The following is a 25,595-nucleotide window of genomic DNA, read 5'->3' as shown; positions in this document are numbered from 1 at the left end:
TATAATTATAAAAAACGCGGATTACCGCGTTTTTTTATGTCTGTAATTTAGTTTAAAGCCTTTCAGGAGTTGTTCAAGTAGGCCCTATATACTGTAAAAAGGAGGGTAGTAATCATGAACGATAATATTAATGAACACTCACAAATAAAAGCCCAAGCTGCAATAGCCCGCTTAGAGCGATTCAGTAAGTTAACTGATAGCAGCATTGGTATTCCTTTTACTAAATTTAATATAGGTTTGGAGGCTGTGATTGGTTTAATACCCGTTATAGGTGATGCCGCAGGGCTAATTTTATCAAGTTATGTGCTGATAGAAGCGCAGCGTTTAGGTGTGAGTAAACGTATAAAGACTAAGATGATTATCAATATGCTCATAGACTTTGTGGGCGGTTTAGTGCCATTTTTTGGCGATATATTTGATGCATTTTTTAAAGCTAACACGCGTAATACCCGTTTGTTAAAAAATTATATAGCTAAGCAGGTAAAAACAGAGGGCATTGAACACTAAGTAATACTAATGCCGAAAGTATTTAATGGGTTAAATTATTTAAAGTGTAGAAATTACTTATACCTAAATTCGGATAATAACTACGTATTATTGATTTTGCTTTAACTTGCTTTAACTTGCTTTTATTTAGCTTACTTTTAAGATGTAAGCTGTGAATTTAAAATAGGCAGATATATGTACCTTAACCACCCAAGGTATGGCAATAGACCAATAACTACAAATACCTCAGTGACAATAGAGGAGATAGAGAAAGGGCATTGGCGTTACTCGAGTCTTAAATACTTTCCTAATACGGCAATATTGGCTGATATAAAAAAGCAAAATTATGCCATTTTTCCTCGAACACTCTATGTAGATATTGAGGAGCAGTGCGAGACTTGCTCTAAGGCATTTATTTTTTTTGCTCAAGAGCAGCAATATTGGTTTGAAACATTAAGATTTTGGGTCGATTCGCACTGTACTCATTGCTTTGAATGCCGCAGGCATGCCAGATATATACTAACTCTACGTAAACGGTACGATATGTTAACTAGCTTAGCCAATAAAACCTCAAGTGAAAAAACGCAGCGTAAAGAACTTGCCAATACTCTTTACTGTTTAGGTATTATTAAAAATATCAATAAAGTGAAAGATTAGTCCGCTTATATTTTACTATCACGCCTTATTTTTACTTTAGCTGTAAAAGCCCGTACAATTCGTCTCGTTTTTACTGCGCACAATAGCGCTGCAACCGAGACAAATTAGCCCAATTTTATGCATCAAATAGCTGATCTAATTTCAATTTTTGAACGCACTTTTTATCAAAGTTATAATACACAGCTGATAAAAGGCGATTGTGAGCCTGTGTATCTGCCTGCAACAGAGCACGTGCCATATCACCAAGTTGTATTTGCGCATGGTTTTTATGCCAGTGCATTACATGAAATAGCGCATTGGCTGGTGGCCGGAGATGAACGTCGATTATTAGAAGATTATGGTTATTGGTATTGTCCTGATGGACGCGACAAACAAAAACAAGCTGAGTTTGAAAGCGTAGAAGTAAAGCCTCAAGCTATAGAGTGGTTATTAAGCACCGCAGCAGGGTTTAATTTTAATGTGTCGGTGGATAACTTAAACGGCGAGCAAACATGTCGGTTTGATTTTCAGCAGCGAGTACATGCACGTGTTTTATCGCTTATCGAAAATGGCTTTAATTCTCGTACAGAGTCACTTTTAAAAGCACTCTCTGATTTTTATAACACACCTTGGCCATTAACAGCGCAGCAATTTAATTGGCAACATCCGAAGGAGCTTTGTAATGGCGTTTAAATTAGGTTTAATTGTAAACCCAGTAGCGGGTTTAGGCGGAACAGTTGCTTTAAAAGGCAGTGATGGCGCGAAAACAGCCGCCAAAGCAATCGAATTAGGTGCAGAACCAAAAGCAAATAGCCGCACAAAAGCAGCGCTTGAAGTGCTATTGCCTTATAAAGAACGCTTAACCATTTACACCGTTAACGGTGACATGGGTGAGCAAACAGCCAAAGCTTTGGGCTTTAATGTAGAGGTTGTATACAACTCTGCAGTAATAACAACCCCAGATGACACAGAACAAGCAGCAAAAGTACTTAAAGATTCTGGCGTTGATTTAGTTTTATTTGCCGGAGGCGACGGCACAGCGCGTAATATTTGCCATGCAATAGAAGATACCATTCCCGTACTTGGTATTCCTGCAGGCTGTAAAATTCATTCTGGTGTGTACGCTATTACCCCAAAAGCTGCAGGGCGCGTAGTTGAAATGCTGGTTAATGGTGAGTTAGTTACCTTAGCTGATGCCGATGTAATGGATATAGATGAAGATGCTTTCAGACAAGGCACTGTAAAAGCAAAACGTTATGGTGAAATGCAAACACCAAGCGAAGTGCGTTATATGCAAGCTGTTAAAAATGGCGGCAAAGAAACCGACGAACTGGTACTTGCCGACATTGCTGCGCATGTTGTATCGCAAATGGATGAAGACACATTTTATATTATGGGTAGCGGCTCAACGGTTGAAGCCATAATGGAAGAAATGGGACTCGATAATACCTTACTTGGCGTCGATTTAATAAAAGATCAAACCTTAGTTGCCCAAGATTTAACGGCTAAGCAATTACTTGAGCTTACTAGCCAGCAAAATACTAAATTAGTTATTACCTTAATTGGTGGGCAAGGGCATATATTTGGCCGTGGTAATCAGCAATTGAGCCCTGCGCTTATACGTGCAATTGGCAAAGAAAATATTATTGTAGTAGCAACAAAAACAAAGCTACAAGCGCTTAACGGTCGCCCCCTTATTTGTGATACTGGCGACAGCGAATTAGATGATGAATTAACAGGTTATATTAAAGTAACCACCGGATTTAACGACCATATTATGTATGCAGTAGGGCACCAAAACCTTGAAAATACAGGTGCTCTGCAAAACCAGGAGATTTGTAAATGAGTTTAGTGAATTATATCGATGCAGCCCAGCAGTACTTCGATGATTTAGTAATAAAAGCAACTGACGATGAGTTATTTGCAGGCGGCTATTTACGAGGTCATTTTGATCTTGCAGTTGGTTATGCCGAAGTAGAAAAGCTGACAATCAGTATAGATGAGCTAAACGAAACGGTAGAGCAAAGCTTAGTTAAAGCATATCGCAATGGTGAGCTTAATGAAGAAGATAAAACATTAGTTGCACGCCTATGGGAAGAAGTTAAAGCACTCGCTTAACAGCTCTTTTAACACAATATAAAAACACGATTTGTTTATCCCTATCGTGTTTTTTTGTACCCTTACAAATATTTTTTATTATTAAAAATAAATTTTAGACACAAAAAAACCTTGCTCACTTACGTGGCAAGGTTTTTTATTAAAGAGTCGTTGCTTATTTCGGCGTTGTAAAGCTTACTGGGCGACGTTCTTTACGAGGACCGGTACGCTTATCACCGCGTGCACTGTCATCTTTATCTTTACTAAAGGTGCGCTTTTTGTCACCAGCTGGACGCTCAGAGCGCTCGCCGCGTGGCTCAGCAGGGCCTTGATCAGTTGTAATTGTTAAGCCCATAGGACGTTTACAAATAAACACTTTTTGGAAATGATCAAGTACATCTTTAGGCATGTTTTGCGGCAATTGAACCGTACTGTGATTGTCGTGTAAACGAATATCACCAATAAACTTGCTTGAGATGTCAGCTTCGTTAGCAATAGCGCCAACAATGTTCTTAACCTGAACACCATGTTCACGACCTACTTCGATACGGTAAGTATCCATAGGGCCTGCATCACGGCTGTTACGCTCGCGAGGTTTACGCTCAGCGCGTTCACCACCACGTTCGCCGCCACGTTCGTTACGACGTCCACGGTCACCGCCGCGGTCATTGCGGTCGTTACTGCGTGGGTTGCGGTCGTTACGCTCGTTACGTTCACGAGGTTGAATCTTAACTTCTTCAACTTTAATTGGAGACTGTTGCTGTGCTAAACACAGTAACGCACCCGCTAAGCTTTCAAGAGGAAGGTCAAGTTTTTCAGCCATGTTAGTAGCTATCTCGTTAAAGAATGTAATATCTTTGTTTTCAAGCGCAATAGTTAATTTTGCTTGTAACGCTTCGATACGTTTTTCTTCAACGATTTTTGCAGTTGGTAATTCAACTTGTGCAATTTCAGACTTCGTATGACGAATGATATTTTTAAGTAAATAACGTTCGTTATGTTTTACGAATAAAATTGCTTTACCAGTACGACCAGCACGACCTGTACGGCCTATACGGTGAACGTAGGCTTCAGAATCTTGTGGGATATCGTAGTTGATAACTAAGCTTAAGCGGTCAACATCTAGACCACGAGCAGCAACGTCTGTTGCAATAACAACATTTAGCATGCCGCTTTTTAAGCGTTCTACAGTGCGTTCACGTGCTTGCTGGTTCATGTCACCGTTAAGTGGAGCAGCAGAGAAACCTTCGCGCTCTAATAACTCAGCAAGTTGTACTGTATCGTTACGCGTACGTACGAAAACAATAGCACCTTCATACTGTTCAGCTTCTAAGAAGCGAACAATTGCTTTATTTTTATGTACGCTTGCATTCCAAAACACTTGCTCAACAGATGATACTGTAGAGTTACGCGCAGAAATATGAACCTGTTCAGGATTGTTCATATATTTGCTGCTGATGTTTTGAATTTGCTTAGGCATAGTCGCAGAGAAAAGACATGTTTGCTTTTCGCGCGGTGTTTTTTCCATGATGCTTTCTACATCATCGATAAAGCCCATACGTAACATTTCATCGGCTTCATCAAGTACAAGTGCTTGTAGAGCATCAAACTTGATAGTGCCACGGTTAATGTGATCGATTAAACGACCTGGAGTTGCAACAATAACCTGAGCGCCACGACGAAGTGCGCTTAATTGGATACTGTAGCTTTGGCCACCATATAGTGCCAATACTTCAATACCACGAACATGTTTAGCATATTGTTCGAATGCCTCAGCAACTTGGATCGCAAGCTCACGTGTTGGTGTGAGTACAAGGATCTGTGGCTGTTTCACAGACGGGTCAATATTATTTAGTAATGGCAGTGCAAATGCTGCGGTTTTACCTGTACCCGTTTGAGCTAGTCCCAGTACGTCCTTTCTTTCTAGCAATAACGGTATACATTGAGCTTGGATTTCAGATGGTGTCTTGTAACCCAACTCTTCAACTGCCTTCAAAATTGCAGGAGAAAGATTTAGAGATTCAAACGTGACTGGTTCTGACATTAATACGCCTCAACGAATTTAAAGAGGCGCGCATTATATAGGATTCGCGAGGCAAATGCTTGTATAAATTGAAACTAATTTGTATGTATTTGATGTTGGTCGAAATTTAACCAGCTCAATGTGGAGTTTATTAAACTGGTTAACATATTTAATACAAAGCTTATTTATACAGGCCTAGGTTTTCTTTTGCGTAAGCTTCAAATTCTGTAAACCCACCGATGTGTGTTTGGTCTACAAAAATTTGTGGGACTGTAGGGCAAGGCTTACCCGCTGACTTTTCAAGGTCGGCTTTACTAATACCTTCTTTAATTATGTCAATATAGCGAAATTTAAAGTCATCACGTTCATTTGATAGTTGCTCAGCAACGTCTTTCGCACGAACACAAAATGGACAGCCTTCACGGCCAAAAATTACAGTTAACATAGCTTTCTCCTCAATTTGATTAATATCAGTTTAAATGATTGAAAAATAATTTAAAGCGAAAAAAATCGATTGCAGCATTCTAATAAAACTATAAACCATATTATGCATAGCAATATGATTTGCAAAATGCGAATAGCAAACTAAAAAGTTATTCTCCTAATACTTAAGTCTATGAATGCAAGTGTGTTTACAAAAATTAATTTATGGCACATAACTTGATGATGTAGAGCTATACATTGGGTTAACGAGAGTACTTTATGAATATTAATAGTCACGTTTTAGAAATTATCCAAGGAGTAATAGGTAAATATTGTGAAACCCAAAATCGAACTTTTTCTATTACCTTAATTAATAAGTTGCATTGTAATTACGTCTGTTTACAAATTCCGCCTGAACAAATGATCGCGCAATGCGAAGAGTTTCTTATCCCGGCGTTGGCTTCTGTGAAAGAGAGTTTTTTACTCACGCTCGAAGCAAATATCCAAGGGGTTAGTTTTAATTGCCAAATTGATGATTCTGAGCAAGTGAACACATTTGATTTTCACGGACTTTTAGCAACAAAAGAATCTGTTAGTTTAGCGCTTGATATTAGCCAAAATGTAGACGTTTTAACTGATTGTGAGGCGTTACTTAAAAGCTGCTTAAAAATGTCGGCTAATACTCATGACCGCTTTGGTTTAAATTTCAAATTGTTTAATAGTAATTTTAGAGAATCGGTACAGCTAGAGGATTTACGTCATCTTAGTGGTGACGCGCTAACTGATAGATTAAACAGTGACAGCTTAAATACACACATAAAGCTGTGCACTATTAACGACATTAGTGAGCTTAGCCAGGATCATAAACTATCTAAAAAAATATTAGGCTGGCCGTTTTTTGATACTGACTTAATTACAATTTTAGCTACACTTCATACGCAGACACGTTTATCTATACTGGTTGCGGATGACAGTTTACCGAGTCAAATTGCTACAAAAGTAATGCTTGAAATGTTGGGCTGCTTAGTAACATGTGCAGAAAATGGAGCTAGTGCATTAACGCTCGCCCAAAATGAATCATTTGACTTACTACTCTTAGATGAGCGCATGCCAGGAATGTTTGGCAGTGACGTAGCGCAGCAATTAGTGAGTCAAAACACACCTAATAACAACACACCAAAAGTTATTTTAACGGGGCTAACCGGCGATGAACAAATAGCAGAGTTATTCGAAAAAGGTATTACTCACTATTTACAAAAGCCAGTGACAAAAGCAGTACTCGAAAAATTTATTAAACCTTGGCAGTTAGCGTCTTAAATTGATTAATAAGGAATAACGATGCCTGATTACTCTAAAACTGCGCTTATTTTGATTGGTTTTCAAAACGATTACTTTTCTCCAAAAGGCGTCCTGTATGAGGTGGTTGAAGAGTCATCAAGAATTACCGGCGTGGTAGAAAATACACTCTCTTTATTAACCTCTTTTGCAGAGCAATTTGCTTTAGTTGTTAATACGCCTATTCATTTTACGCAAAGCTACAGCGAGCTTAAAAATCCGATTGGTATATTAAAAGTCATTGCAGGTGTAGGTGCATTTAAAGCAGGTTTATACGGTGCTCAAACAATTGAGCAGCTAGACCCTTTTAGTAATGTTATAGAGGTGGTGCCAGGTAAAAGAGGTTTAAATGCTTTTACACATACAGCCTTAGCTGAAAAGCTTAAAAAACATAGCGTTACTAATATAATTTTAGCCGGTACAGTGACTTCTATCTGTATTGATTCAACTGCGCGAACGGCTGTTGAACTCGGTTTTAATGTCACTATTTTAAGCGACTGCACCTCGAGCCGCACTCCTTTTGAACAAACATTTTACTGTGAAGAGGTTTTCCCTCTTTATGCGCGAGTTTGTGATAGCAATACTTTTATAAAGCATTGGAGAGAGCATGAATAATAATGATGAACTACAAGTGCAAATCCAATATGCACTTGTTGAAAAACTCTCCAATAGTAATCGACGTCAGGCAAAGTTGTTAGCTATTTTAGATGAGTGTATTTTTGAGTGCGATAAACATTTAAATCTTACTTATATTAATGAGGCTTGGGAGAAAAAACTAGGTTACTCAAACGATTCGTTAATCGGTTCTAATATAACTAAGTTAATGAATTGCGATGATATTATGCATTTTGTTGCATACAGTTGTTGTTTGCTTGAAGGAAAGAAGGCTCCAAGTGTAGAAATACAAATAAAAAATAGTAGTGGGCTCGTAAACTGGTTTGAGCTGAGATTAGTTTATGATGATAAAAGCGGTTTTATAGGGTCCCTCTATGATATTCAGCGTCATAAAGACTCTCAATTTTTGCTAACGCAGCAGCAAAAATATGCTAAACGTTTATCTCTTGTTGCGAGTCATACAAATAACTTAGTGATTATTACAGATAGGTTTGGTGTGATTGAGTGGGTTAATAATAGTTTTGAAGTACTTACAGGTTACACCTGTGATGAAGTTATAGGTACTACACCAGGTGAATTATTACAGGGCCCAAAAACATGTAAAGAAAGTTGTAAGGTTATGTCTCATGCAATAAAAAATGGGCTTCCTTTTCAAGTAGAAACTATAAATTACGATAAAAATGGCAATGTTTATTGGGTTGCTATTGATGCAAGCCCAGTGCGAGATGATGCAGGGCAGGTGATGCACTTTATTGCCATAGAAACTAATATTACTCAGCGAGTTAAAGCTGAGCAAGCAATGGCTGAGATAGAATATAATTACCATTCTGTAGTTGATAATATTCCCGATATTGTTTTACGCCTGGATACACTCGGTAATTTATTATTTATAAATCAAGCGTGGCAGCATGTATTACATACTAAAGTAGATGAGAGCCTCGGATTACCTATAATTGAATTTATAGCAAAAGAAGATGTAGAGAAAGTCAGTAATACGCTGCTTGATTATAAACAAGGCAAGCGCGACATACGTCGCTTTGATATACGTTTGATTAATGCACAAGGTATAAATAACTGGGTTGAAATTACACTAACTCCCATTGTAGGTCGCTACGAAAGTGATTTATTGTCAATTGCAGCAACATTGGTTGATATACAAGAGCGTATAGAAAGTGAACAAATATTACTTGAAGCTAAACATCAGGCTGAAACACTAGCTGAGTCAAAAAGTCGATTTATGGCAAATATTAGCCATGAAATTCGCACGCCATTAAATGCTGTGATTGGATCTGCAGATATTTTACATCATACAGGTTTAACGTCTGAGCAAATGCGCTACACACAAATGATTAAAACGAGTTCGGATGCGTTGCTGAGTGTGCTTGACGACGTATTAACATATTCGCGTTTTGAAGCACAAGCTATAACGCTCGATAATCAACCATTTAGTATTGATACGTGTATTGAAGAAGCAATAGATATTATTACTCAAAGTGCTTTACAGAAAGGGCTTGAGGTTATTTTTGATTTCTATCCAGATGTTCCCACTCAAGTAATTGGCGATCATGCGCGTATAAGGCAAATAGCTATTAATTTATTAGCCAATGCAATTAAGTTTACGCAGCAGGGCGTAATAACGGTTACGGTTAGATGTACTCACAATAAGGGTAATAATTTAAATCTTCATTTATCTGTGAAAGACACAGGAATGGGAATAGCAAAAAATAAGATTGAAAGCATGTTTATGCCTTTCATCCAATCCGATAATTCAATTACCCGAAAACACGGTGGTAGTGGCTTAGGACTAGCTATATGTAAGCAGATTTGTGATGTAGTAGGTGGAGATATTTCGGTTAGTTCTGAGCTTAACAAGGGGAGTGAGTTTATCGTTAACTACCCACTACAAATAGACACAACCGACTCAATATTGAGAGAAGGATTTGCAGCTCGAAGTAAAAAACCAAAAGTATGGATAGTAGGAAGTAACCAAATTCTAAAAACAGCGTTAGAGCACACGGTAACTCGATTTTCTATCGCTTTTGAACACTATGAAATATGTCCAGATATACCTGAATATAATGATTTCCCAGATGCGATTATATTAACTGACCCTCAAATGTTAGCCCAAACGCGCGTGCGTATAAGTACATATAACTCCCTTAATTCACCGTGTTTATTCATTATAGACTTACATGGAGAAAGCTTATTACCGCAAAACCTTAACGACAGAGAGCTTAGGTTAAATGGCCCTTTTAAAGTATCGCATGTACCGCGAGCAATTAGTTTGCTGGAAGAGCAGCTGTTTCATTTGGATATTATATTTACTAATCGCGAACAAAAAGAGGTTTTAGAAAGCCCCTCAGGATTAACTCAGTTGAACGGAACCACTATATTGGTTGCTGAAGATAATACAAATAATCAAATTGTAATTAGGCAGTTTTTAGAACAAAAAGGATGCCAGGTACATATAGCTAGTGATGGGCAAGAGGCAATAGCCAAGGCTAAAAACTATAAAATTGATATTATTTTTATGGATATCCAAATGCCAATACTCGACGGGATCTCTGCAACCAAAGCAATTAGGCAGCTAGGTATAGTAACCCCAATAATAGCACTCACAGCAAATGCGATTCATGGTGATAAAGAGCGATTTATAGAAGCTGGGATGAATGATTATTTAGCTAAGCCAATTGTAAGTGAAACACTTTATTTATTACTTGATAAATATGCACCAAAACTGGCTATTGAATCTAAGCATTTAAAGCTCACTCGTTTAGCGCAAGCGTGGGAAATGTTGAGTTAAGCAATATAAAAGTAGATTTATGTTGCATAAAACTTGATAAACGAAGAAATTGACCTAGTATTTTAGGAGTAAGTTAAATTTGTTTTTTAGTATTTAATGAGTGTTTTTATTGTGGTTTTTTATTTTGATTCGCAAATTGCAATTCAAAATAAAAATGTAGTTTTACGAATTACTGTTGGATTTTGAATTTTATTTTTAACCTTTAATAATCAATTGATTTTATTACTTATTTTATTTTGTTCTTACTTTTATTTAGTTGGCACAAGTTTCGCAATGTATTACATATCAAATCAAGACGAATTTAGTTAAATTTTTAAGGGGTGCAATATGCAAACAAACACAAAAGCCGAACAACAGCCTAAAAGTAATAATTGGGTGCTTACACCAGAAATTATGGTTTTGTCTATTTTGCTCGTAGCTACCTTAGTAATAGGTATTACAGTTTTACGCGGTAGCGATTCTGTAGAAGCGTTAACGGAAATACAGCCGATTACTTTTACACAAGCTGACGTTGAAAATGCGCAGTCAATGAGTAACACGTTTGATCCGCAAAATACTAACTATGCACAACATGTAACAGCCCTTAAAAACGAAAATAACGACACCCTTTCAAACTAGAGACTTTTGCGCAGGTAACTATTTATAGTTGCCTGCGTTTTTTTGTTTTCTACCACAATTATTAACTTTTTTAAAACTAGCTTTAAAATTATCTGAACGCCTTCCAACTTAGGTCATGGGTAATCTAATCAGTTTTATAAAACCTCCCCTTTATGCTCACCTTTAATTACTAACTCTAACTTTTTGCCAATAATTGTTTGCTGATTTCTAAGCTTTTTAGGTTTAGTAAACGCTCACTTATTAATTTAAGTGCATTGCAATCTGAATTGCAAAATGCAAATAAAATGAAATAATTTAAAATTTCAAAAAAATAAATTTAACATACTGAATTTAATGATTTTTATTTTTATTCTTTAGCTTTTTAAATGGTCTATAACTTGCTCTTAAATGTATAAGTCACTAAGGGTGAAAATCGGAGCAAACCATGAATGCATTTAAATATCTAGAGTCGGAAAGTCCAGTCAATCTCGCAAGGTGGCATGAGTTAGAGAGAATCATGTCTGATGCGATGCAAAATAATTATTTTAAAATGGTTTATCAACCGCTTGTATCACTAGGGACAGGAAAGTTGGTCGGCTTTGAGTCGCTAGTAAGGTGTCAATCACCAAACTTTGATATTGTAGGTCCTGATGAATTTATCCCTCATGTAGAGCAATCGGGAATGATTTTAGAATTAGGTGATTGGATTTTTGAACAGTGTTTGTCTGATTTAAAACATATGCGGCAGTTTGGTATGACAGATATTGCTGTTTCATTAAATATTTCACCGGTACAAATTTTAGATGGTGATGTGTTTTCAAAAGTAATGTCTTTATTAGAAAAGTACCAAATACCACCCGAGGCTATCAAAGTAGAACTAACAGAAACTGCACTCATTCATAGTCCTGATAAAATAGCTAAGGCATTTGAAAACTTCCATAAAGAAGGCGTAAAAGTGTGGATAGATGATTTTGGTACTGGGTATGCATCTTTAGGTTTACTTCGTCAGTTTAATATTGATGGTTTAAAAATTGATCGTAGTTTTGTAAGTGGTATTTCAACTAATAATGAAGACTTTACGCTATGTAGTGCAATTATTGCCATGGCTCAGCGGTTGGGTTTACAAACGGTAGCTGAAGGTATTGAAGAGAATGAGCAGTTACAAATATTAGAACAACTTGGTTGCGATCTTGCTCAGGGCTACTTGCTTGATAGGCCGCAAACATTATCAAAAAGTATTGATACTTGGGCTCTGTAATTGTTTATATTCATTTTGATTTGCAAAATGCAAAAAACAAATTATTCTTAAACTACAATTCCTACATTTTATTAATGTACGAAGCTTTAACTTACACAAAGGTGGTTTATGCCTATATCAGAGCAGTTTGTCGATAAAAGTATTACCGAGCTAAATGTATTAACTCAACTCGAAAAGGATGTTGGGACAACCGTGTTAGCTCGATTAATTAACTTATTTATTGATGAATTAGTCACTATGGCTAACCAATTAGATACGGCAATTAGCAGTGAAGATATTATAAAAATTAAAGAAGTAATGCATGTTCTAAAAAACTCAGCCGCTTTATATGGAGCGTCTCCTTTAGCTGCATTAGCAACACAATTACATGATTCACCACCACTAACCACAGAAGAAAATTTGCACGCAGCGCTTGTTATTAAGCACAACTTGGATAAAACCCGAGATGCATATCAAATAATGAGTAATAGTATCGCTATTTAGGAGAAAGCCGTGTCAGATGTAATGGATAAAGGTCTTGTTTATATTGTTGAAGATAGCATCGCCAGTGGTGCTTTATATGCAAGTCAGCTTGAACAGGCAGGTTTTGAATGTAAGCATTTTACTGATGGTTATTCTGCCTTGGTCGGTATTAAAGAAAAAATGCCGGCGGTGATAGTACAAGATGTTTGCTTGCCAGATATAAGCGGGCTGGAGGTTTTACAATTTGTAAATAAACAAAAAAATCCTGCTAACGTAGTAATGATCACCTCAAATAGTTCTATTGATATAGCAGTAGAAGCGATGCGTTTAGGTGGCTTTGATTTTTTAGAGAAACCCTTCACAAGTCAGCGACTCATTAGCTCAGTAGAAAGTGCGTTAACACCAAAAGAGCAAGTTAAAGTACAGCCATTGGTTAAAAACAGAGATAAAAGCCAAGATTTTGTTGGTGAATCACTCGCCATGAAAACCGTTTTTAGATTGCTTGATAGTGCCGCTAGAAGTAAAGCATGTGTATTTATTACAGGTGAAAGTGGTACAGGTAAAGAAGTGTGTGCGCAGACCCTCCATGATGCAAGTCCCCGAAATAAAGGACCTTTTATTGCTATAAACTGTGCAGCAATTCCTACTGAGTTATTTGAATCAGAATTTTTTGGTCATGTTAAAGGGGCATTTAGTGGTGCGTTAAGCGATCGAAAGGGCGCAGTTGAAGTGGCCAACGGCGGCACGTTATTTTTAGACGAATTATGTGAAATGGAACTTAACTTACAAGCTAAATTGTTACGCTTTTTACAAACAGGCATATTTAGCAAAGTTGGCAGTAGTGAAGTATTACACAGCGATGTTCGATTAGTCTGTGCAACAAACAGAAACCCAATAATAGAGGTTGCTGAAGGGCGCTTTAGAGAAGATTTATATTATCGTTTAAATGTTATTCCCGTAAAACTACCTCCATTAAGAGAGCGCGGAAACGATATATTACTGCTCGCTGAGTATATTTTAAAACAAAAAAGCGATAGTAATTCAAAGCACTTTATTGGCTTTTCTGATGAAGTTAAGGCGCTTTTTTGTAATTACGATTGGCCAGGAAATATTCGCGAACTACAAAATGTAATTGAAAACACAGTCGTTATTAATGATGGCGATGTAATTGAAAAGGACATGCTACCAAACTCATTTGGATTAGGCGCTGTAAAGCATTCAAGCTCAACTAAGTCAATTCACAATACAAACGAGCAGAGTGTCCAACTATCCCCTATGTCTGTTCACGATATAGAACCTTTGTGGCAAGTTGAAAAAAGGGCGATTGAAAATGCAATTAAAAGCTGTGAAGACAACATTCCTCTTGCTGCTGCTTATTTAGGGGTAAGTGCATCCACCATTTATAGAAAAATAAAAGGATGGTCTTAAAGTTGTAATAGATTTTTAATTACATTTTTCAGGTTGAATTAATAAAAGTTACCCTAAGCTCTATGGGTAAGAGCAAATGAATTTTTAATCTGAAACAGTAAAAGGAGATCGCAATGAGTAACACTAGTTTAAAACCTGCGGATATTATGCCATCACTAGTAGTGAGTGATGTTGATGAGAAAAAGATAGATTTAGTCGACAGAATAAGTGACTCTCCGTGGAAAATGATTGTTGTTTATCGAGGCCAGCACTGCCCTAAGTGTACTACGCAACTCAACGAGCTTGCTAAAGTTCATAAAGACTTTAAAGATGCTGGTGTTGAAGTGGTTGCAGTAAGTGGTGATAGCCATGAGCAGCTCAATAAACATCTTGAAAAAATAGATATTAATTTCCCAATTTACTATGGTTTAACAATCGAACAAATGACCGATTTAGGGCTACATATTAGCGAGCCTCGCAGTGATGCAGAAACTGACCATCCATTTGCTGAGCCTGGGATTTTTGTCCTTAATGAAAAAAATCAGCTTCAAATGGTCGATATATCAAACAGCCCGTTTGTTCGTCCTGATTTAGAGCAACTGCTAGGTGGGATTAAGTTTTCAAGAGAAAACGACTATCCGATCCGAGGCACATTTATTAAATAACATTCGTTTTACATGGTTTCAAACAAGGCACTTTTTAGTGCCTTTTTTATTTATTTTTAATTTTTTTAAATTAATCTCTTGAAAACAATTTTATCGTCCATATATAGTTAAGTAGGACGCCTGATGGGTCCTAAATTAAACTTAAACAATTGAAATTTATATTATTAATTAAACTTTGCCTGAGCTTGTTCAATAGAAAAGCACATGCAAAATATCGCTTAAATATGAGGATATTATTATGCGTACAGTAGACTTATCACCACTTTATCGTTCATTTATCGGCTTCGAACATTTAGCATCACTTATGGATGCGGCAGCAAGTACAGACAAGCAGCCGAGTTTCCCTCCGTACAATATTGAAGCGCTTGATAAAGACAAATACAGAATTACTATGGCCGTAGCAGGTTTTAGCGATAGTGAATTGACCATTGAGTCAGAAAACAACACATTAAAAGTTGCAGGTATTAAGGCTAACAAAGATGAAAATAACGAACGTAAGTTTATTCATCAAGGTATAGCAGAGCGTAACTTTGAACGAAAATTCCAGCTTGGAGATCATGTAAAAGTACTTGGTGCAGATTTAGCTAACGGCTTGCTAAGCATAGAGTTACAGCGTGAAATTCCAGAAGCACTTAAACCACGAAAAATAGAAATTGGTAGTGGTAACTTACTAGAAGGTAAGTAAACCTATTTAACATTAGTTTCCCCTGATTATTTAACCGCCTCACATGAGGCGGTTTTTTGTTTAAAGAGCTTCTAAATTATCAAGGTAGTAGGTTGCTTGTTGCAGCGTTTGTTCTTGAAGTGCTTTATCTTGTTTATCCCAGTTTCTATAAACCATACCAATGCGTGGGTTCTTTTCTAGCTTATCTCTGTGTCTATCCATAAAATGCCAATATAAGCTATTGAGCGGGCAAGCTTTATCACCTACTTTTTGTTTAACATCGTACTGACAGCTTTTGCAGTAATCGCTCATTTTATTAATGTAGTTACCACTTGCTGCATAAGGCTTTGTTGCAATTATTCCATCATCGGCAAACTGACTCATACCACGGGTGTTGGGCATTTCTACCCATTCAATAGCATCTATGTAAACACCTAAATACCATTCATCCACTTCATCAGGATTGATTCCCGTGAGCATACAAAAATTACCAATAACCATTAATCGCTGAATATGATGAGCATAAGCAGTTTCAAGGCTTTGCTTAAGCGAGTGGCTAAGGCAATTCATTTTAGTAGAACTGTTCCAAAAATAAGATGGTAATTTATTTTTAGCTTGTAGTTGGTTTTTAGTTGCGTAGTCGGGCATATTTACCCAGTAAATAGCACGAACATACTCTCTCCAGCCTAGTATTTGTCTAGTAAATCCTTCTACTTGCGAGAGTGAAATTTCATCAGGTCTTTGTTCGTATTCTTTTATTACACGTTTAATTACATATAACGGGTGGAGTATTTTGGCATTTAAGGCAAACGATAAACGGCTATGGTACAGGCTGGTATTATTTTTACTTTGATCTGTCATCGCATCTTGAAAGTGACCAAAGCGACTAAGTAAGTGTTCACAAAAGTATTCGAGTACTTCAATTGCCTGTTTACGCGTTGTTGACCATTGTAATATTTGCCCATCTAGCTCACCCAAGTAAGCTACACTATGCCTATCTAAGCGGGCAATAATACTACTTACATCATTATTTAATAGTTTTGGTTTTGGGATATTTGCTAAGTCGGTTTTAGAAAACTTATTACGATTATTACTATCAAAATTCCATTTGCCACCTGTTGGCTTTTCGTCATCAATTAATATATTAAATTGTTTACGCATAGCACGATAAAAGTGTTCCATTGTTACATGCTTGTTTTTTGTAAAGCGCGTTTTTATATCGGTGAACGGTAATAAAAAATGTTCTGTGTCTGTGGCAATCACATTAAACGAACTTTCACTTTCAAACTGAGCTAATTGAGATTTAAGCCTAAACTCATCAGGGTATTGGTATTCAATAGTATCGCACTGGTATTTACTGGCGATTAGCTTAAGTAATTCAATTAGGTTTTTGTCATCAACGGTATCATCAAGTGTTAAATGCAAAACATTAAAACCTGCCGTTTTTAATGCGATAGCAAAGTTTTCCATAGCATTAAAAAAAGCACACAGTTTTTGAACGTGATGTTTGACGTAGTCAGTTTCTTGTTTTAGCTCTGCAATGAGATAAAGCGTATCGTCGTCTTTTTGCTTGTACCATGAATGAGATGGGTTTAGCTGATCGCCTAGTATTAGTCTGAGTGTTTTGTGATAGGTCATAGTAAAGCCAAATTTTTTTATACGGATATATTTAATTAAAGGATCGTTTTACTATTTAACCACGAGTGAATAGAGCAAAAAGGCTTAACCAATTATCAAGGCAATAAAGGCGTGTTAGACCATGGTGTTCAAATGAGTTTAATTAAGGGGGAAGTTAAGTAAGTTAAGTCGTCACCCCTAAAAATTGTATATTTAAATTTTATTACTCTGCTTTTGCTGCATTTTTTGTTGTAACGAAACCACATTAGATACACCAAATAGAGTACTACTGGCAAAACTTTCAAAGTACCTAAGGGCTTTTTTCCAAGCGAGCTGGCTCTCAGGAGTAAAGTGCCTACCAAGATGTTCCTTAAGGGTTTCGTAAAACGCGTCAGATAAAAGTACAATGTCACTTTGTGAAACACTGCTTTTTTTTAGGTACATTAAATGATGTGCTAAAAAAGGAGCTACCGATGCTGGTTTATCTAAATGCTTAACAATTCGCTCTAACACACAAAAGAGGGTGAAACTCTTTTCGTTAAACTGCAAGGCCGTTGGATAATTCATCTCAATACTAGATTCAGCCAATTTGCTATGAAATCGAGCCGTAAACGCATGAAAATTTGGCTTAATAATTGTTAAGTTATTTAACAATGCTGATTGTTGTTGCTTCATTTCTATCTCGCTGCAGTGAATAATAACTATTATTATCAAGTAGGATAAAATTGATTATAGCGGGCAGTTGAAATTCTGCACGTTTATTTAGTGTTAAAGTATGGGTTTTAGTTATATCAATTTATTTTCTAGTAAACAGTAAGCATCTGAAACATATTTTAAGCATATTAAAGTTATTCAGGTTCGGCTTGTTTGATTTTCGTCCAATGTAATAAGTTACTCTATTTATGACTTAAATATGAGTATTTTATAAAGTTGACTGATTACTTATGTTACTTACATATACATTAAATTAGCATCTTGACGAATTGGAAATTTTATAAACTAATTGCGTATTATAGTTGCTAATTACCCCACACATCCTTATAATAGCGGCCATTGTTTAGTATGTTGTAAAACAGCTAACAGCGATATTAAATTTAAGGTTTGATATCTATTGGCGCGGGATGGAGCAGTCTGGTAGCTCGTCGGGCTCATAACCCGAAGGTCGTCGGTTCAAATCCGGCTCCCGCAACCAATTCTACTAGTAAGTATTACCTTACTAATTTATATCGCGCATTCTAAGTAATGCGCGTTTTGCGTTTTAGGCTATTGTAGTTTAATTAGGTCAGTTTACTGACTCGTAACCAAGCTTGGCCCTAGGCCACACAGTTTTATGCTTTATTGGTGTGACGCCCCGCTTGGTTCGGGGCGTTGTTGTATCTGCACCTTACGATTTGTGGCAATTGTCATCAAATTAAAATTTAAACTTAGTATTTTAGGGCTATAAGCCCTTTTTTTGTTTGTATGGAGGATTTTCGTGACAAAACTTGAACAAGATTTAGTAACCATGTTAACGCCTGCGGTAGAAATGTTAGGCTTTGAGTTGCATGGTCTTGAATTTGTGCAAGCGGGTCGCCATTCTACCTTAAGAGTATATATTGCTCATGAGGATGGGATCTCAGTTGATAACTGTGCGGATGCAAGTCGCCAAATTAGTGCGATTTTAGACGTCGAAGACCCAATTACAAATGAATATGATTTGGAAGTGTCGTCTCCTGGTGTTGATCGTCTATTATTCAAACAAGATCACTACGAGCAGGCGCAAGGAGAGGAAGTACGCGTGCGTACTAAACTTCCACAGGATGGTCGTCGTAATTTTAAAGGCGACTTAGTAGCAGTTAGCAACGATATGATCACACTATCTAGCGATGGTGAAGAGCATCTGATCATGCTTAGTAACATCGAACGTGCGAATTTAATCGCGAAGTTTTAAATTCGAGTGCGAAGGAATAGGGCAAGCGAGGCATTACCCATGGCAAAAGAGATATTATTGGTTGCTGAAGCCGTTTCCAATGAGAAAGCGGTTCCAAAAGAAAAGATTTTTGAAGCTCTAGAGTTCGCTCTAGCGACAGCGACAAAGAAAAAACACGATGGCGAAATTGAAGTACGTGTAGCAATTGACCGTAAAACCGGTGATTACGATACGTTCCGTCGTTGGCAGATTGCCGCTGTATTAGAAGATGGTTCTTTAGAGAATCCATACAGCGAAATCACTCTAGAAGCAGCACAGGTTGAAGAACCTGATTTGCAAATGGGTGATTATGTTGAAGAACAAATCGACTCAATCAAATTTGACCGTATTACAACACAAATGGCTAAGCAAGTTATCGTACAAAAAGTACGTGAAGCTGAGCGTGCTTTAGTTGTTGATGCATACAAAGATCAAGTAGGCGAGTTAGTAACAGGTGTAGTTAAAAAAGCAACGCGTGACTCTATTGTTCTTGATTTAGGCAATAACGCAGAAGCAGTAATTTACCGTGATGACATGTTACCACGTGAAAACTTCCGCCCGGGTGACCGTATTCGTGGCCTTTTATATGAAGTTAAGCCTGAAGCACGCGGTGCACAATTATTTGTAACGCGCTCTAAACCTGAAATGCTAATGGAATTATTCCGCATTGAGGTGCCAGAAATCGGCGAAGAGATGATTGAGTTACGTGCCGCAGCACGTGATCCAGGTTCACGCGCTAAAATTGCTGTTAAATCTAACGACAAACGCATTGACCCGATTGGTGCATGTGTTGGTATGCGTGGCGCACGAGTTCAGGCTGTATCGTCAGAACTTGGCGGTGAGCGTGTTGATATCGTACTTTACGATGACAACCCAGCACAATTTGTTATTAACGCAATGGCGCCAGCAGAAGTTGCTTCAATCGTAATGGATGAAGACACTCACTCAATGGATATCGCTGTAGAAGCTGATAACCTAGCGCAAGCAATTGGTCGTAATGGTCAAAACGTTCGTTTAGCAAGCCAGTTAACTGGCTGGGAACTAAACGTAATGACTGTTGAGGACATGCGTACTAAAAATGAAGCTGAATCTGATAAGTTACTTAACTTATTCACTGAAAATTTAGAAATTGATGATGAGTTTGCATCATTACTTATTAACGAAGGTTTCTCGACACTTGAAGAAGTGGCGTATGTACCAGCGTCTGAATTTTTAGAAATTGATGGTCTTGATGAAGAGACTGTAGATTTACTGCGTTCACGCGCAAAAGATGCATTGACAACTAAAGCACTTAAAACGGAAGAAAGCTTAGATGGCGCAGAGCCAGCTGAAGACTTACTTGCGCTTGAAGGCTTAGAACGTCACTTAGCATTTGTGATGGCAAGCAAGGGTGTTGTTACACTTGAAGACTTGGCAGAACAAGGTATTGACGAATTAGTTGATATCACAGAAGTTTCATCTGAAAAAGCGGGTGAACTGATTATGGCTGCACGAAACATTTGTTGGTTTGCAGACGAGTAATTTATTAACGGAGGTATTACACACTATGGCAGAAGTAAATGTTGAAAAACTAGCCGGCGATATAGGTACGACTGTTGATAAATTGCTACAGCAGTTTTCACAAGCAGGTATCACTAAGCAAGCAACTGATAATGTAACAGAAGCTGAAAAAGCAACGTTACTTGATCATTTAAGTAAGCATCATGGCGGTACAGGTTCAGATGGCCCTGCGCGCATGACTTTACAACGTAAGAGCAAAAGCACACTAAGTGTGACTGGCTCTACGGGTAAAGCAAAAGATGTTCAAGTTGAAGTTCGCAAAACACGTACTTACGTGAAGAAAAGCGCAATGGAACAAGAGCAAGAGCAAGCTCGCTTAGCTGCTGAAGAAAAAGTGCGCCTTGAAGAGCAGCAAAAAGCTGACCAAGAAGCCGCAGAATTAAAAGCGAAACAAGAGGCAGAACGCAAAGCGAAAGAAGACGCTGACCGTAAAGCCAAAGAAGAAGCTAAACGCAAAGCTGATGCAGAGCGTAAAGCGAAACAAAAGCAGATGACCCCAGAGCAAAGTGCTAAGTCTGAGAAAGATCGCATAGAAGCTGAGCGTCTGCAAAAAGAAGCAGAAGAGGCCGCATTGAAGAAAGCTGAAGAAGAAGCGAAACGTCAAGCAGAAGAAGCAAGAAAGCTAGCTGAAGAGAACTCAGCACGCTGGAAGAAAGAAGAAGAAGAACGTAAGAAACGCGAAGAAACAGCGGATCACCATCTTACGACTTCTACTTATGCACGTGAAGCAGAAGATGTTGCCGATGCTCGTGATGAGCAAGGTACACGCCGTGCTAAGAAAAAGAAAAAAGCGCCAGCAAAAGATAAATTTGCAGCGTCAAGAGGCCGTAACAAGTCTAAGCTAAAAGCACCAGCATCATTACAACATGGTTTCCAAAAACCAACTGTTGATGTTAAAAATGAAGTGCGTATTAGCGAAACAATTACAGTAGCCGAGCTTGCATCACGCATGGCCGTTAAAGGCGCTGAAGTTGTTAAAACAATGATGAAAATGGGTGACATGGTTACTATTAACCAAGTGATTGACCAAGAAGCTGCACAACTAGTTGCAGAAGAAATGGGTCACAAAGTTATCATTGTTAAAGAAAACGAATTAGAGCAAACAGTACTTAATGACCGCCATGAAGATGGTAAGTCAGAGCCTCGTGCTCCAGTAGTAACTGTAATGGGTCACGTTGACCATGGTAAAACATCTACTCTTGATTACATTCGTTCTGCGAAGGTTGCTTCTGGCGAAGCCGGTGGTATTACACAGCATATTGGTGCATACCATGTTGATGTGAACGGTCACATGATCACGTTCTTAGATACACCAGGACATGCTGCATTTACATCAATGCGTGCTCGTGGTGCTAAAGCGACTGATATCGTAATCCTAGTGGTTGCAGCAGATGATGGTGTTATGCCACAAACTAAAGAAGCGGTACAGCATGCTCGTGCAGCTGGCGTTCCTTTAATTATTGCTGTAAACAAAATGGATAAAGAAGGCGCAGATCCAGATCGTGTTAAAAACGAACTTGCTGTACTAGACGTTATTCCAGAAGAATGGGGCGGCGATACGCAGTACGTTCATATCTCAGCTAAAACTGGCTTAGGTATTGACGACCTTCTTGAAGCAGTATTGAACCAATCTGAGCTTTTAGAGCTTTCGGCACCTACTGTAGGTATGGCGGCTGGTGTTGTTATTGAATCTCGTCTTGATAAAGGCCGTGGTCCAGTAGCATCAGTACTTGTTCAATCTGGTACGCTTAACCAAGGTGACATTGTATTATGTGGTCTTGAGTATGGCCGTGTTCGTGCAATGCGCGATGAAAACGGTAAAGACATTAAGTCAGCTGGTCCATCTATCCCAGTTGAGATTTTAGGTCTTTCTGGTATTCCTGCTGCAGGCGACGAAGCGACTGTAGTTAAAGATGAGCGTAAAGCGCGTGAAGTTGCTTTATACCGTCAAGGTAAGTTCCGCGATGTTAAACTAGCACGTCAACAAAAAGCTAAGCTTGAAAACATGTTTACTAACATGACTGAAGGCGATGTTTCTGAAGTTAACGTGGTACTTAAAGCAGACGTTCAAGGTTCTATCGAAGCAATCTCTGATTCACTAACTAAACTTTCTACTGATGAAGTAAAAGTGAAGATTGTTGGTTCAGGCGTTGGTGGTATTACCGAAACTGATGCAACACTAGCTGCAGCGTCTAACGCAATTGTAGTTGGCTTTAACGTTCGTGCTGACGCTTCAGCTCGTAAAGTTATCGAGACTGAGAACTTAGACCTACGTTACTACAGCGTAATCTACAGCTTGATTGACGAAGTTAAACAAGCAATGTCAGGTATGTTAGCGCCAGAGTTTAAACAAGAAATCATTGGTCTTGCCCAAGTTCGTGACGTATTCAAGTCTCCAAAAATTGGCGCAATCGCTGGTTGTATGGTTACTGAAGGTGTTATTAAACGTAGCGCTCCAATCCGTGTACTACGTGAAAATGTGGTTATCTATGAAGGTGAACTTGAGTCACTTCGTCGCTTTAAAGACGATGTTGCTGATGTTCGTAACGGCATGGAATGTGGTATCGGCGTTAAGAACTACAATGACGTACGTGTTGGTGACCAAATCGAAGTATTTGAAACAGTTGAAGTACAACGTACTCTATAATTGTTACTAGGGTGTATTGAACGCTTAAGGTTAACGCCCGAACGTTCTACACGCTCTACGCTAAGATTTTTAATGGGGGCTTAGCCCCCATTTGCATATCCATTATTTAGTTAACTTATTATTAAAATTCAATAAGTTATTATTTTAGGACAAGTATAATGAGAGAATTTTCTCGCACTGATCGTGTTGCACAGCAAATTCAGAAAGAAATAGCTGTAATTTTGCAACGCGAAATTAAAGATCCACGCTTAGGTATGGTGACAGTGTCAGCGGTAGAAGTATCGCGCGATTTATCTTATGCCAAAATTTTCATCACGGTGTTTAACACACAAGATGAAGACGCAGCAAAGCAAAGCGCAAAAGTACTTAATGAAGCAACGGGCTATATTCGCTCGTTACTTGGTAAGCGTATTCGTGCACGTATAATGCCTGAGTTAAAGTTTGTAGTTGATAACTCATTAATGGAAGGTATGCGTATTTCTAACTTAGTGGATTCTATTATCCGCGAAGATAACGCAAAGCATGTAGATGAAGACGTAGAAAGTGTTGATGCTGCTGATGTTTCAGATAGCGAAGAAGGTACTGAGCACGTAGACGATACAGATAGCGAAGAAGGCACTGATACAGATGGCAAAGCGCAGTAAAGGCCGTGCAGTTGACGGTATTTTGTTGTTAAACAAACCTGAAGGCATTTCATCAAATAAAGCATTACAGCAAACAAAAAGTGTTTATTTTGCGCAAAAAGCTGGGCATACAGGTGCTTTAGATCCACTTGCTACAGGTATGCTACCAATTTGTTTTGGTGAAGCGACTAAGTTTACGCAGTTTTTACTCGATACAGATAAAACCTATATCGTTCGAGCACAGCTGGGTGAACGTACAACAACATCAGATTCTGATGGCGAAATTGTTAGCACTAAAGATGTGAACGTAACGCGTGAACAGCTAACAAAAGAAATAGCTGCTTTTGTTGGTGAGTCTGATCAATATCCGTCAATGTACTCGGCACTTAAGTACCAAGGTAGACCGTTATATAAGTACGCGCGCGAAGGTATTGAAGTACCTCGTAAATGCAGAAAAATAAACGTGTTTAGTTTATCGTTTGACGAATTTGATGAACAAAGTAACGTATTACAAATGACAGCCCATGTATCTAAAGGGACCTACATTCGTACAATCGTTGATGATTTAGGCGAAAACCTAGGCTGTGGCGCACACGTTATTATGCTTCACAGAACCGCTGTTGGTCAGTATCCGGCAGATAAAATGGTCTCGCTTGATGAGATTGAAGCGCTGCTTGCTAAAGCGAAAGAAGAAGAGCTCGCGCCTTCAACTTATTTAGACTCGCTATTGCTACCAATTGATACTGCTTTAACTGATTTACCCGTTGTTGAAATTACAAAAGAACAAGGGGGAATTTTTAGTCACGGGCAAGCTGTAGAATTACCAATCACTTTACCTGATGGGGCTATTAAAGTAGTAGCAGATGGTGTGTTTATTGGTACTGGTGAGCGTAACTCAAACGGTCATTTAAAGGTTAAACGCGGTCTTGCTAGTCAGCAAGACGATTACGTAAAGCCTGAATAAGCAACTAATGTGCCTAGTAGTGGCTTATTAGTTGTAGATGGGGATAATTAACTTGTAGTTATTCCCACAGTTGGTAGAATACGCCCGCTTAATCGTTTTGGCTGAATTAGTGATCGGCTAAGACACCTTTTAAATTTAATTTTTGGAGTTACTATGTCACTAAGCAATCAAGAAAAAATCGATATCATTGCTAAATTTGCACGTGCAGAAGGCGATACAGGTTCATCAGAAGTACAAGTAGCATTACTTACTTATGATATCAACAAGCTTCAAGGTCACTTTGCTGATCACAAGCATGACTTCCACTCACGTCGTGGTCTGCTTCGTAAAGTAAGCACTCGCCGTAAACTACTTGATTACCTTAAAGGTAAAGACATCACTAGTTATACTGCGTTAATCAAAGAACTTGGCCTACGTCGCTAAGAACTAGATTATAGAAAAAGGAGCTTTTTAGCTCCTTTTTTTGTGCCTAAAATTTGTGTTTTCAAATTAAGAAAATTCTTAAACCTATTGAATTGCAATATAATAACAACCTGCATAAATCTTTGATCAATTTAACGAATTAAATTGCACTACAACGTTGTTAAAAATTTTTTATTTAGAACAACTAGATACAAAAATTTTTGCCTAGTTCTAGCGTAATTTCCTTAACGTTAAATAGACCCCATACATAAGCAGATTGGTATAACCCCCATTTCATAGCCTACCAGTAGCTGTTGTATTTATCCGCTAATTAGCCCAGCTTAAATCTAGTGGCTAGGTTGA

Annotated in this window: 24 protein-coding genes and 1 tRNA gene; 21 read left to right on the top strand and 4 right to left on the bottom strand. The window is 38.0% G+C overall.

The features are described 5' to 3' along the window. The first annotated feature begins 114 nt into the window (after positions 1-114). From GQR55_RS01525 to GQR55_RS01505, 5 genes are all read left to right on the top strand, one after another. The gene (locus tag GQR55_RS01525) at positions 115-507 is read left to right on the top strand and encodes a DUF4112 domain-containing protein (RefSeq protein WP_166419181.1); all 393 of its coding nucleotides are present in this window, start codon (positions 115-117) and stop codon (positions 505-507) included. Between the two features lie 174 nt (positions 508-681). Continuing rightward, complete coding sequence (locus GQR55_RS01520) at positions 682-1,143, top strand: zinc-ribbon domain containing protein (protein ID WP_166419180.1); 462 nt, start codon at positions 682-684, stop codon at positions 1,141-1,143. Positions 1,144-1,260: 117 nt separating this feature from the next. Continuing rightward, positions 1,261-1,815, top strand: coding sequence for an elongation factor P hydroxylase (locus tag GQR55_RS01515; RefSeq protein WP_166419179.1), 555 nt, complete (start codon positions 1,261-1,263; stop codon positions 1,813-1,815). Beyond that, positions 1,805-2,968: an ATP-NAD kinase family protein gene (locus tag GQR55_RS01510; RefSeq protein ID WP_166419178.1), complete on the top strand. Its 1,164-nt coding sequence runs from the start codon at positions 1,805-1,807 to the stop codon at positions 2,966-2,968. The genes GQR55_RS01515 and GQR55_RS01510 overlap by 11 nt, the downstream gene beginning before the upstream one ends. After that, positions 2,965-3,240 (top strand): YfcL family protein, encoded by a 276-nt coding sequence (locus GQR55_RS01505; protein WP_002962183.1) that lies wholly within the window; start codon positions 2,965-2,967, stop codon positions 3,238-3,240. The genes GQR55_RS01510 and GQR55_RS01505 overlap by 4 nt, the downstream gene beginning before the upstream one ends. Before the next feature lie 154 nt (positions 3,241-3,394). Here GQR55_RS01505 and GQR55_RS01500 read toward each other — a convergent pair whose 3' ends face one another. Beyond that, positions 3,395-5,263 carry a DEAD/DEAH box helicase gene (locus tag GQR55_RS01500; protein WP_166419177.1) on the bottom strand — a complete coding sequence of 623 codons (1,869 nt, stop codon included), beginning with the start codon at positions 5,261-5,263 and terminating at the stop codon, positions 3,395-3,397. Between the two features lie 160 nt (positions 5,264-5,423). After that, positions 5,424-5,687, bottom strand: coding sequence for a GrxA family glutaredoxin (locus tag GQR55_RS01495; RefSeq protein ID WP_004587283.1), 264 nt, complete (start codon positions 5,685-5,687; stop codon positions 5,424-5,426). Positions 5,688-6,130: 443 nt separating this feature from the next. Here GQR55_RS01495 and GQR55_RS01490 point away from each other — a divergent pair, with 443 nt between their 5' ends. The 9 genes from GQR55_RS01490 to GQR55_RS01450 all read left to right on the top strand — a co-directional run bounded on the left by GQR55_RS01490 (position 6,131) and on the right by GQR55_RS01450 (position 15,492). Beyond that, positions 6,131-6,982, top strand: coding sequence for a response regulator (locus GQR55_RS01490; protein WP_346774248.1), 852 nt, complete (start codon positions 6,131-6,133; stop codon positions 6,980-6,982). 21 nt (positions 6,983-7,003) lie between these two features. Next, a complete protein-coding gene (locus GQR55_RS01485; RefSeq protein ID WP_166419175.1) occupies positions 7,004-7,615 on the top strand; it encodes an isochorismatase family cysteine hydrolase in 612 nt (203 codons plus the stop codon). Continuing rightward, complete coding sequence (locus GQR55_RS01480) at positions 7,608-10,418, top strand: PAS domain-containing hybrid sensor histidine kinase/response regulator (RefSeq protein ID WP_166419174.1); 2,811 nt, start codon at positions 7,608-7,610, stop codon at positions 10,416-10,418. The genes GQR55_RS01485 and GQR55_RS01480 overlap by 8 nt, the downstream gene beginning before the upstream one ends. Before the next feature lie 327 nt (positions 10,419-10,745). After that, positions 10,746-11,036 (top strand): hypothetical protein, encoded by a 291-nt coding sequence (locus GQR55_RS01475; protein WP_166419173.1) that lies wholly within the window; start codon positions 10,746-10,748, stop codon positions 11,034-11,036. A gap of 496 nt (positions 11,037-11,532) precedes the next feature. Then, the gene (locus GQR55_RS01470; protein ID WP_166419172.1) at positions 11,533-12,273 is read left to right on the top strand and encodes an EAL domain-containing protein; all 741 of its coding nucleotides are present in this window, start codon (positions 11,533-11,535) and stop codon (positions 12,271-12,273) included. A gap of 108 nt (positions 12,274-12,381) precedes the next feature. Beyond that, positions 12,382-12,756, top strand: coding sequence for an Hpt domain-containing protein (locus GQR55_RS01465; protein WP_166419171.1), 375 nt, complete (start codon positions 12,382-12,384; stop codon positions 12,754-12,756). Positions 12,757-12,765: 9 nt separating this feature from the next. Then, positions 12,766-14,163, top strand: coding sequence for a sigma-54 dependent transcriptional regulator (locus tag GQR55_RS01460; protein ID WP_346774247.1), 1,398 nt, complete (start codon positions 12,766-12,768; stop codon positions 14,161-14,163). A gap of 113 nt (positions 14,164-14,276) precedes the next feature. Continuing rightward, positions 14,277-14,807, top strand: a complete 531-nt coding sequence (locus tag GQR55_RS01455; protein ID WP_166419170.1) for a redoxin domain-containing protein — start codon at positions 14,277-14,279, stop codon at positions 14,805-14,807. A gap of 238 nt (positions 14,808-15,045) precedes the next feature. Beyond that, the gene (locus GQR55_RS01450) at positions 15,046-15,492 is read left to right on the top strand and encodes an Hsp20 family protein (protein WP_166419169.1); all 447 of its coding nucleotides are present in this window, start codon (positions 15,046-15,048) and stop codon (positions 15,490-15,492) included. A 60-nt stretch (positions 15,493-15,552) separates the two neighbouring features. On the opposite strand, the gene GQR55_RS01445 is transcribed toward GQR55_RS01450, so the two are convergent. Continuing rightward, positions 15,553-17,109: a cryptochrome/photolyase family protein gene (locus GQR55_RS01445; protein WP_166419168.1), complete on the bottom strand. Its 1,557-nt coding sequence runs from the start codon at positions 17,107-17,109 to the stop codon at positions 15,553-15,555. 192 nt (positions 17,110-17,301) lie between these two features. Next, positions 17,302-17,763: a globin gene (locus GQR55_RS01440; protein ID WP_166419167.1), complete on the bottom strand. Its 462-nt coding sequence runs from the start codon at positions 17,761-17,763 to the stop codon at positions 17,302-17,304. A gap of 440 nt (positions 17,764-18,203) precedes the next feature. On the opposite strand from GQR55_RS01440, the gene GQR55_RS01435 reads away from it, so the two are divergent. The 7 genes from GQR55_RS01435 to rpsO all read left to right on the top strand — a co-directional run bounded on the left by GQR55_RS01435 (position 18,204) and on the right by rpsO (position 25,253). Beyond that, positions 18,204-18,280, top strand: a tRNA-Met gene (locus GQR55_RS01435). Positions 18,281-18,562: 282 nt separating this feature from the next. Beyond that, positions 18,563-19,018, top strand: coding sequence for a ribosome maturation factor RimP (gene rimP / locus GQR55_RS01430; protein WP_149594524.1), 456 nt, complete (start codon positions 18,563-18,565; stop codon positions 19,016-19,018). Between the two features lie 39 nt (positions 19,019-19,057). Next, on the top strand, positions 19,058-20,557 hold the full coding sequence (nusA, locus tag GQR55_RS01425) for a transcription termination factor NusA (protein WP_166419166.1): 1,500 nt from the start codon (positions 19,058-19,060) through the stop codon (positions 20,555-20,557). A 25-nt stretch (positions 20,558-20,582) separates the two neighbouring features. Further along, on the top strand, positions 20,583-23,243 hold the full coding sequence (gene infB / locus GQR55_RS01420; protein ID WP_166419165.1) for a translation initiation factor IF-2: 2,661 nt from the start codon (positions 20,583-20,585) through the stop codon (positions 23,241-23,243). Between the two features lie 158 nt (positions 23,244-23,401). Next, positions 23,402-23,887, top strand: coding sequence for a 30S ribosome-binding factor RbfA (gene rbfA / locus GQR55_RS01415; protein ID WP_166419164.1), 486 nt, complete (start codon positions 23,402-23,404; stop codon positions 23,885-23,887). Beyond that, positions 23,871-24,830 carry a tRNA pseudouridine(55) synthase TruB gene (gene truB / locus GQR55_RS01410; protein ID WP_166419163.1) on the top strand — a complete coding sequence of 320 codons (960 nt, stop codon included), beginning with the start codon at positions 23,871-23,873 and terminating at the stop codon, positions 24,828-24,830. The genes rbfA and truB overlap by 17 nt, the downstream gene beginning before the upstream one ends. A 153-nt stretch (positions 24,831-24,983) precedes the next feature. Next, positions 24,984-25,253 (top strand): 30S ribosomal protein S15, encoded by a 270-nt coding sequence (gene rpsO / locus GQR55_RS01405; protein WP_002958490.1) that lies wholly within the window; start codon positions 24,984-24,986, stop codon positions 25,251-25,253. Positions 25,254-25,595: the final 342 nt, after the last annotated feature.

Origin of the sequence: Pseudoalteromonas sp. Z1A8, from assembly GCF_011378855.1 — a bacterium.
Lineage (GTDB): Bacteria > Pseudomonadota > Gammaproteobacteria > Enterobacterales > Alteromonadaceae > Pseudoalteromonas.
Note: the sequence above shows the minus strand (reverse complement) of the source record. Positions and strands in the feature narration are given on the sequence as shown.

Bases quoted from the DNA above. Each gene is read 5' to 3' on its own strand.
- nusA (WP_166419166.1), top strand. From the start codon at position 19,058: ATGGCAAAAGAGATATTATTGGTTGCTGAAGCCGTTTCCAATGAGAAA.
- GQR55_RS01470 (WP_166419172.1), top strand. From the start codon at position 11,533: ATGTCTGATGCGATGCAAAATAATTATTTTAAAATGGTTTATCAACCG.
- GQR55_RS01465 (WP_166419171.1), top strand. From the start codon at position 12,382: ATGCCTATATCAGAGCAGTTTGTCGATAAAAGTATTACCGAGCTAAAT.
- rbfA (WP_166419164.1), top strand. From the start codon at position 23,402: ATGAGAGAATTTTCTCGCACTGATCGTGTTGCACAGCAAATTCAGAAA.
- GQR55_RS01480 (WP_166419174.1), top strand. From the start codon at position 7,608: ATGAATAATAATGATGAACTACAAGTGCAAATCCAATATGCACTTGTT.
- GQR55_RS01485 (WP_166419175.1), top strand. From the start codon at position 7,004: ATGCCTGATTACTCTAAAACTGCGCTTATTTTGATTGGTTTTCAAAAC.
- GQR55_RS01440 (WP_166419167.1), bottom strand. From the start codon at position 17,763: ATGAAGCAACAACAATCAGCATTGTTAAATAACTTAACAATTATTAAG.
- GQR55_RS01455 (WP_166419170.1), top strand. From the start codon at position 14,277: ATGAGTAACACTAGTTTAAAACCTGCGGATATTATGCCATCACTAGTA.
- GQR55_RS01445 (WP_166419168.1), bottom strand. From the start codon at position 17,109: ATGACCTATCACAAAACACTCAGACTAATACTAGGCGATCAGCTAAAC.
- GQR55_RS01475 (WP_166419173.1), top strand. From the start codon at position 10,746: ATGCAAACAAACACAAAAGCCGAACAACAGCCTAAAAGTAATAATTGG.
- GQR55_RS01450 (WP_166419169.1), top strand. From the start codon at position 15,046: ATGCGTACAGTAGACTTATCACCACTTTATCGTTCATTTATCGGCTTC.
- GQR55_RS01495 (WP_004587283.1), bottom strand. From the start codon at position 5,687: ATGTTAACTGTAATTTTTGGCCGTGAAGGCTGTCCATTTTGTGTTCGT.
- GQR55_RS01500 (WP_166419177.1), bottom strand. From the start codon at position 5,263: ATGTCAGAACCAGTCACGTTTGAATCTCTAAATCTTTCTCCTGCAATT.
- GQR55_RS01525 (WP_166419181.1), top strand. From the start codon at position 115: ATGAACGATAATATTAATGAACACTCACAAATAAAAGCCCAAGCTGCA.
- GQR55_RS01505 (WP_002962183.1), top strand. From the start codon at position 2,965: ATGAGTTTAGTGAATTATATCGATGCAGCCCAGCAGTACTTCGATGAT.
- truB (WP_166419163.1), top strand. From the start codon at position 23,871: ATGGCAAAGCGCAGTAAAGGCCGTGCAGTTGACGGTATTTTGTTGTTA.
- GQR55_RS01520 (WP_166419180.1), top strand. From the start codon at position 682: ATGTACCTTAACCACCCAAGGTATGGCAATAGACCAATAACTACAAAT.
- rpsO (WP_002958490.1), top strand. From the start codon at position 24,984: ATGTCACTAAGCAATCAAGAAAAAATCGATATCATTGCTAAATTTGCA.
- GQR55_RS01510 (WP_166419178.1), top strand. From the start codon at position 1,805: ATGGCGTTTAAATTAGGTTTAATTGTAAACCCAGTAGCGGGTTTAGGC.
- GQR55_RS01515 (WP_166419179.1), top strand. From the start codon at position 1,261: ATGCATCAAATAGCTGATCTAATTTCAATTTTTGAACGCACTTTTTAT.
- infB (WP_166419165.1), top strand. From the start codon at position 20,583: ATGGCAGAAGTAAATGTTGAAAAACTAGCCGGCGATATAGGTACGACT.